Below are 14,222 nucleotides of genomic sequence, written 5' to 3'. Positions count from 1 at the left end.
ACTGAGCCAAGCCCCACGCCCCGCCGATCCGGCACGAGTCGTCGAATCAGGCCTCTACCTGGAGATCGACGAAGCGTTCCGCCCGCGTGTCGTTACGCTCCGTCGCCGGCGAGTTGCCGCTGCTTGCGCCAACGGATCCCCGCCTCGATGAAACCGTCCAGGTCCCCGTCGAACACCGCGCTCGGATTGCCGGTCTCCTGCTCGGTTCGGAGATCCTTCACCATCTGATACGGGTGCAGGACGTAGGAGCGCATCTGGTCGCCCCACGAACCGGCCGCGTTCTCCTTGAGCCCCTCCAGCTTGGCCTGCTCCTCCTGGCGCTTGCGCTCCAGCAGTCGGGCCTGGAGCACCCGCAGCGCGGAGGCCTTGTTCTGCAGCTGGGACTTCTCGTTCTGACAGGTGACCACGATGCCGGTCGGGATGTGGGTCAACCGGACCGCCGAGTCGGTGGTGTTGACGCTCTGCCCACCGGGACCGGAGGAACGATAGACGTCGACGCGTACCTCGTTCTCCGGGATGTCGATGTGGTCGGTCTGCTCGGTGACCGGCAGGACCTCGACGCCCGCGAAGCTGGTCTGCCGGCGGCCCTGGTTGTCGAACGGGCTGATCCGGACCAACCGGTGGGTGCCCGACTCGACGCTGAGCGTGCCGTACGCGTAGGGCACCTTGACCGCGAAGGTGGCCGACTTCAGGCCCGCCTCCTCGGCGTAGGAGGTCTCGTAGACCTCGGTCGGATAGCCGTGCCGCTCCGCCCAGCGCAGGTACATCCGCAGCAGCATCTCGGCGAAGTCGGCGGCGTCCACACCACCGGCGCCGGCGCGGATGGCGACAAGCGCCTCCCGGGAGTCGTACTCGCCGGAGAGCAGGGTGCGGACCTCCATCTCCTGGATGGCCTTGGTCAACCCGGTGATCTCCGACTCGACCTCGGTCAGCACGCCCGGGTCGGCCTCGGCCTCGGCCAGCTCCAACAGCACCTGGGCGTCGTCGAGGCCGGAGCGCAGGCTGCCCAGCTTGCTGATCTCGCCGTTGACGTACGACAGCTGCGAGGTCACCTGCTGAGCCTTGGCCTGGTCGTCCCACAGGTCGGGGGCGGAAGCCTCCTGCTCAAGGCGGGCCTTGTCCTCGTGGAGTCGGTCGAGGTTGAGGACGGCCTCGATGTTTCGCAGGGTCGCGTCGAGTTCCTTGAGCTGTTCGGCGTAATCGGCAGCGGTCACGACAGGTAAGCGTACTGCGCGGACGAGGATTGAGCTTGCGAGCCCCGCGGTCCCGCGCAAAAGCCGCACCCCGACGCCGCCGGCTGAGCAGCTCGTTCCCACTGGGCGAACCCGCGGGAGGTCACCCGACCGGAGCGGACTTCAACCAGGACAGGGCCGCCCGGTGGTAGGCGACGGCGAACTCCAGCGCGCTGGCGTCGTACGTCTCCCCATCCCGTTTGGCGTTCTTTACCTGCTCCCGGACCTGGGCGAGGGCCTCGGTGTGGTATTCGTTGGCCGAGGCGTACAGGCCCTTGAGCTGGCTGGCGGAGTGCAGGTTGCCGAAGGCCATCCGCAGCGCGATCGGGTTGCGGATGGTGTCCCGCCCCGGGTTCTCGGCCAGCCAGCGGGAAAATGTCCGTTTCCCACTTGCGGTGAGCGCATACGGCTGGCTCATCCGCGGCCCGGGCTTCCCGAGCTTCACGAAACCCCGCTCGGCCAGCACCGGCAACTCGCGGTAGACCTGACTGCGCGTCATGGACCAGTACGGCGCCAGACGGCGCTCAGCAGCGGCCATCAACTGACCGCCTGTCATCGGGCCCTCGTGGAGGAGGCCGAGAAGGGCCGCCGCCGTAGGGTTGACTCCGGAATCCGCCATGCCCCCTACGCTGCCACTTTGCGCACCCGGCGTCCAGGATTTGCCGGTTTGCCACCCAACAGGACTTCCTAAGTGCACTGTCGGCGACAGACTGTCCGTTGAGGACTATCGATGGATCACGGCCCCGGGCCGACCCGCCGGCGGCACCGCGCGCCGCCGACGGGTCGTCGCCGCAGGTCAGCCCATGTGGGGGTACGTGTGGTCGGTCGGCGGCACGAAGGTCTCCTTGATCGTCCGCGGCGACACCCAGCGGACCAGGTTGAGCCAGGAGCCCGCCTTGTCGTTGGTGCCGCTGGCCCGTGCGCCGCCGAACGGCTGCTGCCCGACGACCGCCCCGGTCGGCTTGTCGTTGATGTAGAAGTTGCCCGCCGCGTACCGCATGCGCTCGGCCACCGCGTCGACCACCCGGCGGTCGGTGGCGAACACCGAGCCGGTCAGCGCGTACGGGGCGATCGCCTCGGCCTGCGTGACCACGTCGTCGAACCGGGCGTCGTCGAACACGTGCACGCCCAGGATCGGCCCGAAGTACTCGGTGGTGAAGGTCTCGTGGGCCGCGTCGGAGCACTCGAAGAGCGTCGGCCGGACGAAGTAGCCGACCGAGTCGTCCGCGGTGCCACCGGCCAGCACCCGACAGGAGTCGTCGGGGCCGATCAGCTCCAGCGCGGCGGTGTGCCGGGCGAACGCCTTGTCGTCGATCACCGCGCCGCCGAAGTTGCCGAAGTCGGCCACGTCGCCGTAGGTCAGCGAGTCGGTGGTGGCGGCCAGCCGGTCCCGCAGCCCGCCCTCCCAGATCGAACGCGGCACGTACGCCCGCGAGGCCGCCGAGCACTTCTGGCCCTGGTATTCGAACGCGCCACGGATCAGCGCGGTGTGCAGCGCGTCCACGTCGGCGCTGGTGTGCGCCACGACGAAGTCCTTGCCGCCGGTCTCGCCGACCAGGCGCGGGTAGCCCCGGTAGCGGGCGATGTTGTCGCCCACGGTCCGCCACAGCTGCTGGAAGACCTTCGTCGAGCCGGTGAAGTGGATGCCGGCCAGGTCCGGGTCGGCGAGCACCACGTCGGAGACCTCCTCGCCCCGGCCGGTGACCATGTTGATCACACCGGGCGGGAGGCCGGCGGCCTCGAACAGCCGCATGGTGAAGTGCGCGGCGAACTGCTGCGTCGGACCCGGCTTCCAGATCACCGTGTTGCCCAGCAGGGCCGGCGCCGACGGCAGGTTGCCCGCGATGGCGGTGAAGTTGAACGGGGTGACCGCGTAGACGAAGCCCTCCAACGGGCGGTGGTCGAAGCGGTTCCAGACGCCGGGCGAGGACGCCGGCTGCTCCTCGAGCAGGCGACGCGCGAAGTGCACGTTGAACCGGAGGAAGTCGATGAACTCGCACGCCGAGTCGATCTCCGCCTGGATCGCGGTCTTCGACTGGCCGAGCATGGTGGCGGCGTTGAGGGTGTCGCGCCACGGGCCGGCGAGCAGCTCGGCGGCGCGCAGGAAGATCGCCGCCCGCTCCTCGAACGGCAGCGCCCGCCACATCGGCGCGGCGTCCTTGGCCGCCTTGATCGCGGCGTGCGCGTCGTCGTGGGTGGCGTGCGCGGTCACGCCCAGCACGTGCGCGTGCCGGTGCGGCTGCACCACGTCGATCGGGTCACCGGCGGCCATCCGCTGGTCACCGCCGATGGTCATCGGCAGGTCGATGCGCTCGGCGGCGAGCTCGGTCAGCCGCCGCTGGAGCCGGTCCCGGTCGGGGCTGCCCGGCTCGTAGTTGCGAACCGGCTCGTTGCGCGGCTCGGGAACGGAGAACACGGCATCCATCAAGGCTCCTGGCGATCTCGACAGCAGTGGCGAAACCGGACCCGCGGGCACCGACCGGGCGGCCGGACACCGGACGCCGCACGGAGGGGCCGAGCAGCGGCGGGACCTCCCGCGATTCTCCCACGAAGGGCAGCACAGCCTGCCTCCGCCATCGCCCCACACCAAGGACCGGCCCACCCCTCCTCCCCTTACCGACCGAGGTCGATCGGCAGGGCCGGTGCGCCGGCCGCCCGTCGTACTGTGCGCAGGCCAGCGCGACGAGGTGTCGCGGCCGTCCGCGGCGGTGGAACGCTCAGCCGAGCCGCGTACCCTCAATGGTCGGTGACCTGCCGCCTCGAAGGGGAGACGATGACCAAGCAGCCCGGCCGCGTCCCGGCCGCGGAGTCGCACGACCCGGCGGCCGACGCGGCAACCCCCAGCGGCCGGCCGCTGCCCGCGCCCGGCGCGGCGGTGCTCGCGCTGCTGGCCCTGGGGTGGTTGACCGCCATGCTCTGGTCCACCCGGGAGGCCATCACCTCGGCAGCGGCCGGGGTGACCGCGATCAGCCTCTCCGCGTTCGCCCTGCCCGGTGTGATCTCGGCCGCGCTGGTGTGCGGGGCAGCCGTCGCGCTGGCCGGCGGCAACCTGCTGGCCCGCCGGTACGGCGACTGGGCCACCCTGCGCTACGCCGGGGCCATCGGCGGCGGGATGCTGGTCGGGCTGGCCGCCGCGGTGGCCATCAACCTCACCTACTTCGACACCTCGACCACCAACGTGATCGCCGGCACCACCGCCGCCGCGGCGATCATCGGTGGTGCCGTGGCCGCCGCGCGGACCGCACCGGCCATCGGTGCGGTGGTGACCGCCGCCCTGGGCACGCTGGTCTTCGTGGTCGCGTTCAGCCAGGCCCGGGACCCGTTGTTCGACCTCTTCGGGGCCGGCGACAGCCAACAGTCGCTCGTCGACGCGGCCAAGTGGGTGTCCCGCACCGAGTCGCTGGTCGCCGGGCTGGTCGCCGGGCTACTCGCCTTCGGTTACCTGACCTGGGCGCGGCGCCGGCTGGTGCGCCGCGATCCGGCGGCCCCGACGCTGCGCTGGCCGGCGTACCTGCTCGCCGGTGCCGGACCGGGCCTGCTTTTGCTGCTCGCCGAGGTGATCATCCGGATCGGCGGCCGGTCGCTGCTCGACCTGGCCAGCGCCCTCAGCGAGGCGGACGCGGTGGCACAGACCTCACTGGGCACCTCGCGGGTGGACAACGGCATCTGGGTGCTCTTCGTGGGGGCGCTTACCGCCCTGATCGCGTTCGGCCGCACGCTCGGCCCGGCCCACACCGACGACGACACACCGGCCGACAGCCCGGACACCGCCGTCGCGGAACGGGTCGACCCGCAGGACGACGAGCCGGACCCCGCCGAGGCGTTCGACACGGACCCGGCCAAGGCCGATCCGGCCCGCTGACGCCGGGCTGGCTCCTGCCAACCAGCCTTCCGGCGGACCGGCGTTCCGGCGCTTCTACCGGGCCGGCGTTCCGGCGGACCGTTCGGGCGGCCGGCGTTCAGGCGGCCGGCGTTCGGGCGGCCGGCGTTCGGGCGGCCGGCGTTCGGGCGGCCGGCTCAGCTGGCCGCGTTGAGCAGCAGGTCCAGCTCTGTCACGTCGTACCACTCCAGCTCGTGGTCCTCGGCGCCGTCGACGGTGAACTGCGCGTCGGGGTCGCCAGCGGCCGCCTCGGCCACCACCTGGACCGCCGCGGCGACCTCCTCGGCCGCGTCCGCGCCGTCCACGTGGAGCGCGGCGACGGCACCCACCGGCACGGCGTCGGCCAACGTCACGGTGCTGGAACCCAACTCACCGTCGTCCCGCCCGAGCGCGCTCGCCGGGAGGTCGACCGAGACGACGACGCGGCGGCGGGGAGCGGTCGGATCGGCCCGGAGCAGGTGCAGCGAGTCCTGGGCGGCCCGGGTGAACGCGACGTACTCCAACTCCTCCTCGTCGCCCTCGGCGTACCACTCGCGCAACGCCGGAGTCACCGCGTGCGCCTGGTCGGCGGTCAGTCCCTCCGCCCGCAGGCGGGCCACCATGGGTACGGTCGCCGGCACGTACACCCGGACAAGCTCGTTGGTCACCGGTCGTCTCCCCGCGTCGTCCTCCACCGGCGTCCGCCGGCACGGGCGCAGATCATGCCGCACGCCGTGATCGTCATACACCCCGACACCGGCCGGTGGAAGTTCCCGCCCGGTGTGTCCCGTACGGTCGATCCGCCGTCGGGCGGGCCGGGCGCTGGGCGGTCGGGGCTGTCGGTGGCAAACTGAGCCAAACGACATCAACCTCGGGAGTCCCTGTGGAGCCACGGTTCCTGCTGCTCTCCGACGTCGCCACCGAGCTGAACGTGTCGGACTCGCAGGTCTACCACATGGTGCGCAGTGGCGAACTGCCGGCGATCAAGATCGGTGGGCGCGGCCAGTGGCGCGTCGAGCGCGCGCGCCTGGAGGAGTACATAGCGCGCAAGTATTCCGAGACCGCCGAGTGGGTGCAGAGCAACCCGCTTGTCGACCGCGATCCGGAGTAGCAGAGCCCGACCTGGCCCGCCCGTCCATCCCTGGCAGGGGCATGATCCACTCGGTTTTCTTGAGGTCGGGGTATCGGGGGCGCTGGGACCCCGCGTTATCAAGAAACCCGAGTGGATCATGCGCCTCGTCCGGTGGAGGCTGCCACCGGGCCATTGACCGAAGCCGTTCTGTCGCCCAGAATCGAGGTTGTCGGAGGCAAACGAAGGCAAACGCAGTCTCTGGGAGCCATGATGAGTGGAGCGCGATCCGGTCCTTCCCGACCAACCGTGCGGCTGCGCCCCGTCCCGCCCTTCGACCCGCCGTACGTTGACGAGACCGACGGGTCGTACTGGCCGGCGCAGACTGACGGTCAGCTCGCCCTCGACCTGTTCGCCTCCACCCGACCCAGCCCGGTTCGGCCGGCGGAGCGGCGAGCAGCCCTGCGCCCGGTGCCGAACAGGTCCACCACCACCCACCCGGTCGTGTCGTTGCCGCCGTCGACCGCTCCGGAAACCACCCGAGCCGCGCACCGCTTCGTCGGCACCTGCCTGGAGGTGGTCAACGGCTACCGTTCGCCGACCCAGGTGCGGGCGCTGCTCGACCCGGCCCGAGCGGGAGACCTGCTGACCGAACTCGCCCGCGCATCCGGCCGGGCCGGGACATCCCGCCGCCGAACCGGCCGACCGCTGGTCCGGCTGCTACGCCTGCGCGTCTGCGAGCCACGAGAGGCCGCAGTGGAGGCGGCGGCCGTCCTCACCGGCGCGGGCGGTCGGAGCTGGGCAATGGCACTGCGCCTGGAGCATCGCCGGGGCCGCTGGCTCTGCACCGCCCTGCACGTCCTCTGACCACATCCAACGCGCCCAGGGGCGCCGCCCGCCCTGCAAGGACGAGGTCCCTGGCGCCACCTCCAGACACGCCCAGCGCATGGCGGGAGGTCACGGGGGAGACGCCGAACGGGTCCCGGCCTGGACGGCCGGGACCCGTTGGTCAGGTGCTGTCGAGTCGGTCAGTTGCCGCCGTTGGGGGCACCGTGGCAGCGCTTGTACTTGCGGCCCGAGCCACACGGGCACGGCGCGTTGCGGGACGGGCCGTTGCTCGCCTCCGCCTGGTTGGCTGCCGGCCGGCGGGAGGCGGCCGACGGAACTGCCGGGCCGCGAAGACCGGCGGCCGGACGCTGCGGGGCGGACGGGGCGGTGCGGCCCGGTGCCGCCGGGGCGCCCGGGGCGGGGCGACCCACACCGAGCGCCGGAGCCTGCTGCTCGGCCTGCTCGATGACGGGAGCGCCGGGGCTCGCCTCGCCGTCGATGGTGGGCGCGGAGTATTGCAGGCCCTGCCGCCGCGGTGCCTGGTTGAGACCCTTGGCCCGGATCTCCACCGGCTTGTCGAGCAGCGCGACCTCTTCCGAGCCCGCCTCCGGCTCCGGCTCGGCCACCTGGACGTCGACGTTGTAGAGGAAGCCGACAGTCTCCTCCTTGATGCCCTCCATCATGGTGGCGAACATGTCGAAGCCCTCGCGCTGGTATTCCACCACCGGGTCGCGCTGGGCGTACGCCCGAAGGTTGATGCCCTCCTGGAGGTAGTCCATCTCGTAGAGGTGCTCGCGCCACTTGCGGTCGATGACCTGGAGCAGCACCATCCGCTCGAGCTGACGCACGCCCTCGGTGCCGACCTCCTCCTCGCGCCGGTCGTACGCGGCGTTGGCGTCGTCCTTGAGGCGGGCGACCAGGAAGTCGGCGTCCATGCCGGCCCGCGAGCCGCCGGCCTCCTCCTCCAACTCCTCGATCGTCACGCCGACCGGGTAGAGCTGCTTGAGGCTGGACCAGAGCTGCTCAAGGTCCCAGTCTTCGCCGTAGCCCTCGGAGGTGGCACCCCGCACGTACGCCTCGACGGTGTCGTCGATCATGTTGCGGACCTGGTCGGAGAGGTCCTCACCGTTGAGCACCCGGAGCCGCTCGGCGTAGACGACCTGGCGCTGCTTGTTGAGCACCTCGTCGTACTTCAGCACGTTCTTACGGATCTCGGCGTTCTGGCCCTCGATCTGGGCCTGCGCGCTCTTGATCTGCCGGGTGACCATCTTCGACTCGATGGGCACGTCCTCCGGGATGTTGAAGCGCTCCATCACCGCCTCGACCGCACCGGCGCGGAACCGGCGCATCAGCTCGTCCTGCAGGGACAGGTAGAAACGGGACTCGCCCGGGTCACCCTGCCGGCCGGCACGACCGCGCAGCTGGTTGTCGATCCGCCGGGACTCGTGCCGCTCGGTGCCCAGCACGTAGAGGCCACCGGCGGCCGAGACCTCGTCCGCCTCGGCGTCGCAGGCCTGCTTCCAGGTGGGCAGGACCTCCTCCATCGCCTTGGCGTACTCCTCCTCGTTTTCCAGCGGGTCGAGACCGCGCTGGCGCAGCTCGTTCGCGGCGAGGAACTCGGGGTTGCCGCCGAGCAGGATGTCGGTGCCGCGGCCGGCCATGTTGGTGGCCACGGTGACCGCGCCCTTACGCCCGGCCTGGGCGACGATCTCGGCCTCCCGGGCGTGGAACTTGGCGTTCAGCACGTTGTGCGGAATGCCCCGTCGGCGCAGCAACTGGGAGAGGATCTCGGAGTTTTCCACCGAGACGGTGCCGACCAGGACGGGCTGACCGAGCTGGTGCCGCTCGGCGATGTCCTCGATGACGGCGTTGAACTTGGCCTTCTCCGTCTTGTAGATGACGTCCGGCCGGTCCTCGCGGACCATCGGGCGGTGGGTCGGAATCGTCACGACGCCAACCTTGTAGACCTTGTTGAACTCGCTCGCCTCGGTCTGCGCCGTGCCGGTCATCCCGGACAGCTTCTCGTAGAGGCGGAAGTAGTTCTGCAGGGTGATGGTGGCAAGAGTCTGGTTCTCCTGCTTGATCTCCACCCCCTCCTTGGCCTCGATCGCCTGGTGCATGCCCTCGTTGTAGCGACGGCCGTGCAGGATGCGACCGGTGAACTCGTCGACGATCAGGACCTCACCGTCGCTGACGATGTAGTCCTTGTCGCGCTTGTAGAGCTCCTTGGCCTTGATGGCGTTGTTGAGGTAGCCGACCAGCGGAGTGTTGACCGACTCGTACAGGTTGTCGATGCCGAGCCGGTCCTCGACCTTGGCGACACCCCGCTCGGTCACCGCGATGGTGCGCTTGGAGTGGTCGACCTCGTAGTCGCCCTCGCCGTCGGTGCCGGGCTGCAGCCGGGCCACCACTCCGGCGAACTCGCCGTACCAGCGGGCGGAGTGCTCGGCCGGGCCGGAGATGATCAGCGGGGTGCGGGCCTCGTCGATCAGGATGGAGTCGACCTCGTCGACCACGGCGAAGTTGTGGCCGCGCTGCACCAGCTCGTCCTTCGACCAGGCCATGTTGTCGCGCAGGTAGTCGAAGCCGAACTCGTTGTTGGTGCCGTAGGTGATGTCGCACTCGTAGGCGGCCTTGTGCTCGGTGGCCGGCCGGTTGGGCAGCACCACGCCGACGGTCAGCCCGAGGAACTCGTGCACCCGACCCATCCACGCCGCGTCACGCTGGGCGAGGTAGTCGTTGACCGTGATCACGTGCACGCCCTTGCCGGACAGCGCGTTGAGGTAGACGGCCATGACCGAGGTCAGCGTCTTGCCCTCACCGGTCTTCATCTCGGCGATGTTGCCGAAGTGCAGCGCCGCGCCGCCCATCACCTGGACGTCGTACGGGCGCTGGCCGAGCACCCGGGCGGCCGCCTCGCGGGCCACCGCGAACGCCTCCGGCAGCAGGTCGTCGAGGGTCTCACCCTCGTCGAGCCGCTCCCGGAACTGCTCGGTCATGCCGGCCAACTCCTCGTCGGTGAGGTTGACGTAGTCGTCCTCGATCGAGGTGACGGCGGCGGCGATGGCCTTGAGCCGGCGCACCATGCGGCCCTCGCCCGCGTTAAGGACCTTTTCCAGAATCGACACGGATCAACGCTCCCCTAGACAGTCTCGAACCATCGTAGGCGCTCCATCGGCCCGATGGTCACTGGTGGCGGTGGTCGACTCCGCCGAACCCGACATACTTCGCGTCCTGCGCACACCCCAAACGTTATCCGGTTACGCCGTCGGCGAACGCTGCGGCAGGATGCACGGGTGGAGCCCGTGGAGATCACTGAGGACGGCGTGCTGTTGCGGCCCTGGCGGGACAGCGACGCCGACGCCGTACACAAGGCGTGCCAGGATCCGGACATTCAGCGCTGGACCACCGTGCCGCGCCCGTACCTGCCCGAACATGCCCTCGGCTTCGTCACCGAGATGAGCAGGGCGGCCTGGGCGGAGGGCACCGGCGCGCCGTTCGCGGTCTGCGACCCGGCGACCGGTGAACTGCTCGGCTCGTGCGGGCTGATCTCCATCGACCGGGACGGCACCGGCGAGGTCGGTTACTGGACCGCCCCCTGGGCGCGCGGCCGGGGCGTGCAGGTCCGCGCCACCCGGGCGGTGGCCCGCTGGTCCTTCGACACCCTCGGGTTGCGCCGGCTGATCTGGCAGGCCGAGGTGGGCAACCACGTCTCCCGGCTGGTCGCCCTCCGGGCCGGTTTCCGGATCGACGGCCGGCTGCGCCTGGCCAACCCGGCGACACAGTCCGGCGCGGACGGCTGGATCGGCTCCCTGCTGCCCGGCGAGGTGCCCGCGCCCGGGGCGACCGGACCTGCTGGTCACGGCACCCTCGCGGCCCGGCGCGCCGCCGTCTTCGGCCGCCCGCAGCCCACCCTGTTCGCCACCGCCGGGGCCGGTGAGCTGCGCCTGCGACCGATGGAGGAGCACGACCTGGACGCCGTGGTGCGGACCTGCCGGGATCCGGAGAGCATCCGCTGGACGACCGTGCCGGACCCGTACGAGCGATCCGACGCGCAGGGCTACCAGGTCTACGGCCAGGACGCCTGGGCTCGGGGTGAGGCCGCCTGCTTCGTGGTCGCCGACCCGGACGACAGGTACGCCGCCACGATCGACCTGCGACTCTCCCCCACCGACGCCCTGCAGGCCGACGTCGGCTTCATGACCGCCCCGGCGGCCCGGGGCCGGGGGTACCTGCCGGCCGCGCTCGTCGCGCTCAGCACCTGGGGCTTCGCCACGCTGGGCCTGGCCCGGATCGAGTGGAAGGCGAACGTGGGCAACACCGCCTCGCGCCGGGTGGCGGAGAAGGCCGGCTTCACGTTCGAGGGGACCGCCCGCGGCGGGGTGCAGCACCGGGGCGAACGGGTCGACGCCTGGGTGGCCGCGCTGCTCGCCGAGGACCTCGTATGACGCTCCGGCAGGTCGTGGAGGCGCACGGGGTGCGGCTGCGTCCCTTCCGGGCCGAGGACACCGCCGACGTGGTCGACGGTTGCGCGGACCCGCTGACCCAACGGTTCGTCTCGAACCTGCCCACGCCGTACACCCGGACCGACGCCAGGTGGTGGATCGACGTCGGCGCCCCGGCGGCCTGGACCGGCGGCGGCGCGGCGTACGCCGTCGCGGACCCGGCCACCGACCGGCTGCTCGGCGCGGTGGGGCTGAACAACCCGGTGCCCGCGCGTGGCCAGGCCGAGATCGGCTACTGGCTGCGGCCGGCGGCGCGTGGGCGCGGACTGGCCGCCGCGGCCACCCGCGCGCTGAGCGAGCACGCGTTCGCCACCGGAACCGCTCGGCTGGAGCTGCTCACCGAGCCGGAGAACGGCCCGAGCCAGCGGGTCGCGCTGGCCGCCGGCTTCCGCCACGAGGGTTCGCGCCGGTCGGCCGGGTCGGGCCAGGACGGGGGTCGGCACGACCTGCTGGCCTGGGTACGTCTCGCCGAAGACCCGCACCGACCGACCGTCCGACTGCTGCCCGACCTGCCCGGCGGGGTGCTCACCGACCAGGTGGTGACGCTGCGCCGGCTCGCGCCGGACGACGCCGACCTGATGTACCGGCTGCACAGCCGACCCGAGGTGGTGGCGAACCAGGCGCCGCCCGTGCCGCCGACGCGGGAGGCGATCGAGCGACGCTGTCGTCTCGCGGAGAGCGGTTGGCTGACCGGAGACATCGCCCGACTCCTGATCACGGACGCGGCCAGCGGGGAGCCGGTGGGCAGCTGCGGGTTGTCGTACGCCGACGTGGCCGCCGGCGAGGCGTCGGTCGGCTACGCCCTGCTGCCCGACTGGCGCGGCCGGGGGTACGCGACCCGGGCGGTCCGACTGCTGGTGGACTGGGCGTTCGGGCCGGTTGGTGTCGCCCGGCTGACCGCCGGCACGGTGCCGGACAACACCGCGTCGCACCGCGTGTTGGAGCGGGTCGGGTTCCGGCGCGAGGCCCTGCAGCGCGGGCGGCTGCCCGGCCTGGCCGGTGCCCGCCTGGACGACCTGACCTTCGCGCTGCTGTCGGCCGACCCGCGCTGACGGACCACGGAGTTGTGGCAGGCGTTGTCCTGCCACAACTCCCGGTCGACGTGGCTCGGTTAGCGGTCGGTGGCGAGGGAGATGATGCCGTAGTCGTACGCGTGGCGGCGGTAGACGACGCTCGGGCGGCCGGACTCCTTGTCCTGGAACAGGTAGAAGTCGTGGCCGACAAGTTCCATCTCGAACAGCGCGTCGTCGATCGTCATCGGCTCCGCCGGGTGCACCTTCTCCCGGGCGATGTGCCAGGGCTGGTCGTCGTGCTCCTCCTCGACCCGCTCCGCGACGGCGGTGCCGGCGCGGGCGCCGTCGAGCGGCGCGCTCAGCGGGGTGGCCACCAGGTCCGCGACGGGCAGATTCGCGGTGGCTTCGGCGACGGAGATCGGGGCGTGTCGACCCCGGTGTACGCGGCGGCGGTCGGCCGCGCGGCGCAGCCGGGTGTCGAGCTTCGCGATGGCCGCGTCGAGTGCGCTGTAGAAGTCGTTCGTGCAGGCCTCGGCCCGCATCACCGGGCCTCGGGAAACGCAGGTGATCTCCACCCGCTGGCAGTGTTCGGCCTGGCGCGGATTGCGCTCGTGAAACAGCTCGACATCGACGCGAATCAGTTTGTGGTCGTAGCGTTCGATCTTTGCGAGTTTCTCGGCTACGTGCACCCGGTAATGGTCCGGCACTTCGACGTTTCGGCCCTTGACCACGATGTCCACGTGACCTCCCTTGTTCGGACGGTCTTCGATCCGGTAACCCGGTCGCGCGCCGTGGGGGGACCCGCTGGCGTCGACCGGTTGGTACGGCTACGCCTCCTCTCACCGCCGAGGGCGTTGGAACGACCTCCTACCCCCGACAGCGAAACGCTAACTCCTGTTCGCCCGGCAGTCACCCCAAGTCGCCAAGACTCTCAGGATTTTTCGCAGCTCATACACCAATGGGTGAAACGGAAACACGGTCTGTTACAAGTGGTGTCTTTTTTGGGTCGCCGCGAGCACCGCGGCGACACTCGGCACCCATCCGGTCGCACTCAGCACCCGGGTCGCGGCGGCCAGGGTCACGCCGGTGGTGACGATGTCGTCCAGCAGCACCACGACCGGCGCCGGGTCGGCGGCACGACCCCAACCCACAGTGGTACGCGGCCGGAAAGCCGCCTCGGCCGCCGCCGCCCGGCCGGCGCTGTCCAGGGTGACCGAGTCGGGCCGGGGCAGGGCACGCAGCGGACGGTGCACCCGCGCCGCCCAGCCGCCCCGGTTGAGTCGGGCCGCGCAGTGTCGGGCCAGTCGGTCCAGGTGGTCCCCGTAGCGGGACCGGGCCGCCGCCGCCGTGTCCGGGACCGGCACCAGCGCCACGGGCCGCGCCGCACCGACCGCGGCGGCGACAACCTCGGCGAGCAGTGCGCCGAGCGGGCGGGCCAGGCCGTGCCGGCCGTGCTCCTTGTACGCCAGCAGAGCCTCGCGCAGCGGACCGGCGTACGGGCCGAGGGCGACGCAGGCCGGCAGGCCCGGCGGGGCGGGTGTCGGGCGGACCGACAGGGGGCGCAGTGCGCCCAGCGCCGCGACGCAGGCCGGGCAGACCCCGTGCCGCAGGCCGGGCCGGCGCTCCCGACAACCCGCGCAGGTGGCGGGCAACACCAGGTCGGCCAGGTCGGCCCAGAGCCCGGTCATCGCGTCAGTAGCCGGTCATCGCGTCAGT

The 14,222-nt window shown here is 71.4% G+C and carries 12 protein-coding genes; 5 read left to right on the top strand and 7 right to left on the bottom strand.

Annotated elements, in window-relative coordinates; all coding sequences use genetic code 11:
* Nucleotides 1-92: 92 nt before the first annotated feature.
* The 3 genes from prfB to pruA all read right to left on the bottom strand — a co-directional run bounded on the left by prfB (nucleotide 93) and on the right by pruA (nucleotide 3,657).
* A complete protein-coding gene (gene prfB / locus AB0B57_RS20440) occupies nucleotides 93-1,214 on the bottom strand; it encodes a peptide chain release factor 2 (protein ID WP_357071789.1) in 1,122 nt (373 codons plus the stop codon).
* A gap of 121 nt (nucleotides 1,215-1,335) precedes the next feature.
* Nucleotides 1,336-1,851, bottom strand: a complete 516-nt coding sequence (locus tag AB0B57_RS20435) for a PadR family transcriptional regulator (RefSeq protein ID WP_357071786.1) — start codon at nucleotides 1,849-1,851, stop codon at nucleotides 1,336-1,338.
* 177 nt (nucleotides 1,852-2,028) lie between these two features.
* Complete coding sequence (gene pruA / locus AB0B57_RS20430) at nucleotides 2,029-3,657, bottom strand: L-glutamate gamma-semialdehyde dehydrogenase (protein WP_357071783.1); 1,629 nt, start codon at nucleotides 3,655-3,657, stop codon at nucleotides 2,029-2,031.
* A 348-nt stretch (nucleotides 3,658-4,005) separates the two neighbouring features.
* Between pruA and AB0B57_RS20425 the strand changes: the two genes are divergently transcribed.
* Nucleotides 4,006-5,094 (top strand): hypothetical protein, encoded by a 1,089-nt coding sequence (locus AB0B57_RS20425; protein WP_357071780.1) that lies wholly within the window; start codon nucleotides 4,006-4,008, stop codon nucleotides 5,092-5,094.
* A 155-nt stretch (nucleotides 5,095-5,249) separates the two neighbouring features.
* Here AB0B57_RS20425 and AB0B57_RS20420 read toward each other — a convergent pair whose 3' ends face one another.
* A complete protein-coding gene (locus AB0B57_RS20420; RefSeq protein ID WP_357071777.1) occupies nucleotides 5,250-5,759 on the bottom strand; it encodes a hypothetical protein in 510 nt (169 codons plus the stop codon).
* A gap of 215 nt (nucleotides 5,760-5,974) precedes the next feature.
* Between AB0B57_RS20420 and AB0B57_RS20415 the strand changes: the two genes are divergently transcribed.
* Together AB0B57_RS20415 and AB0B57_RS20410 are read left to right on the top strand one after the other, a co-directional pair.
* Complete coding sequence (locus tag AB0B57_RS20415; protein WP_357071774.1) at nucleotides 5,975-6,202, top strand: helix-turn-helix domain-containing protein; 228 nt, start codon at nucleotides 5,975-5,977, stop codon at nucleotides 6,200-6,202.
* Nucleotides 6,203-6,430: 228 nt separating this feature from the next.
* The gene (locus AB0B57_RS20410; protein WP_357071771.1) at nucleotides 6,431-7,027 is read left to right on the top strand and encodes an Rv3235 family protein; all 597 of its coding nucleotides are present in this window, start codon (nucleotides 6,431-6,433) and stop codon (nucleotides 7,025-7,027) included.
* A 161-nt stretch (nucleotides 7,028-7,188) separates the two neighbouring features.
* On the opposite strand, the gene secA is transcribed toward AB0B57_RS20410, so the two are convergent.
* Entirely contained in the window at nucleotides 7,189-10,116 is a 2,928-nt protein-coding gene (secA, locus tag AB0B57_RS20405) for a preprotein translocase subunit SecA (protein WP_357071768.1), read from the bottom strand.
* A gap of 177 nt (nucleotides 10,117-10,293) precedes the next feature.
* Between secA and AB0B57_RS20400 the strand changes: the two genes are divergently transcribed.
* On the top strand, nucleotides 10,294-11,436 hold the full coding sequence (locus AB0B57_RS20400; protein ID WP_357071765.1) for a GNAT family N-acetyltransferase: 1,143 nt from the start codon (nucleotides 10,294-10,296) through the stop codon (nucleotides 11,434-11,436).
* Nucleotides 11,433-12,545 (top strand): GNAT family N-acetyltransferase, encoded by a 1,113-nt coding sequence (locus AB0B57_RS20395; protein WP_357071762.1) that lies wholly within the window; start codon nucleotides 11,433-11,435, stop codon nucleotides 12,543-12,545. The genes AB0B57_RS20400 and AB0B57_RS20395 overlap by 4 nt, the downstream gene beginning before the upstream one ends.
* 59 nt (nucleotides 12,546-12,604) lie before the next feature.
* Here the strand turns inward: AB0B57_RS20395 and raiA are convergent, their stop codons facing one another.
* Nucleotides 12,605-13,246, bottom strand: a complete 642-nt coding sequence (gene raiA / locus AB0B57_RS20390; protein WP_357071759.1) for a ribosome-associated translation inhibitor RaiA — start codon at nucleotides 13,244-13,246, stop codon at nucleotides 12,605-12,607.
* Nucleotides 13,247-13,489: 243 nt separating this feature from the next.
* Complete coding sequence (locus AB0B57_RS20385) at nucleotides 13,490-14,194, bottom strand: ComF family protein (protein ID WP_357071756.1); 705 nt, start codon at nucleotides 14,192-14,194, stop codon at nucleotides 13,490-13,492.
* Between the last annotated feature and the right edge of the window lie 28 nt (nucleotides 14,195-14,222).

The organism is Micromonospora sp. NPDC049101 (assembly GCF_040648675.1).
GTDB lineage: Bacteria > Actinomycetota > Actinomycetes > Mycobacteriales > Micromonosporaceae > Micromonospora.
This window is presented reverse-complemented; position numbering and strand designations above follow the sequence as displayed.

Excerpts from the sequence above, each read along its gene's own strand:
- pruA (WP_357071783.1), bottom strand. The coding sequence starts at position 3,657 with ATGGATGCCGTGTTCTCCGTTCCCGAGCCGCGCAACGAGCCGGTTCGC.
- AB0B57_RS20425 (WP_357071780.1), top strand. The coding sequence starts at position 4,006 with ATGACCAAGCAGCCCGGCCGCGTCCCGGCCGCGGAGTCGCACGACCCG.
- AB0B57_RS20385 (WP_357071756.1), bottom strand. The coding sequence starts at position 14,194 with ATGACCGGGCTCTGGGCCGACCTGGCCGACCTGGTGTTGCCCGCCACC.
- AB0B57_RS20410 (WP_357071771.1), top strand. The coding sequence starts at position 6,431 with ATGATGAGTGGAGCGCGATCCGGTCCTTCCCGACCAACCGTGCGGCTG.
- AB0B57_RS20395 (WP_357071762.1), top strand. The coding sequence starts at position 11,433 with ATGACGCTCCGGCAGGTCGTGGAGGCGCACGGGGTGCGGCTGCGTCCC.
- AB0B57_RS20435 (WP_357071786.1), bottom strand. The coding sequence starts at position 1,851 with ATGGCGGATTCCGGAGTCAACCCTACGGCGGCGGCCCTTCTCGGCCTC.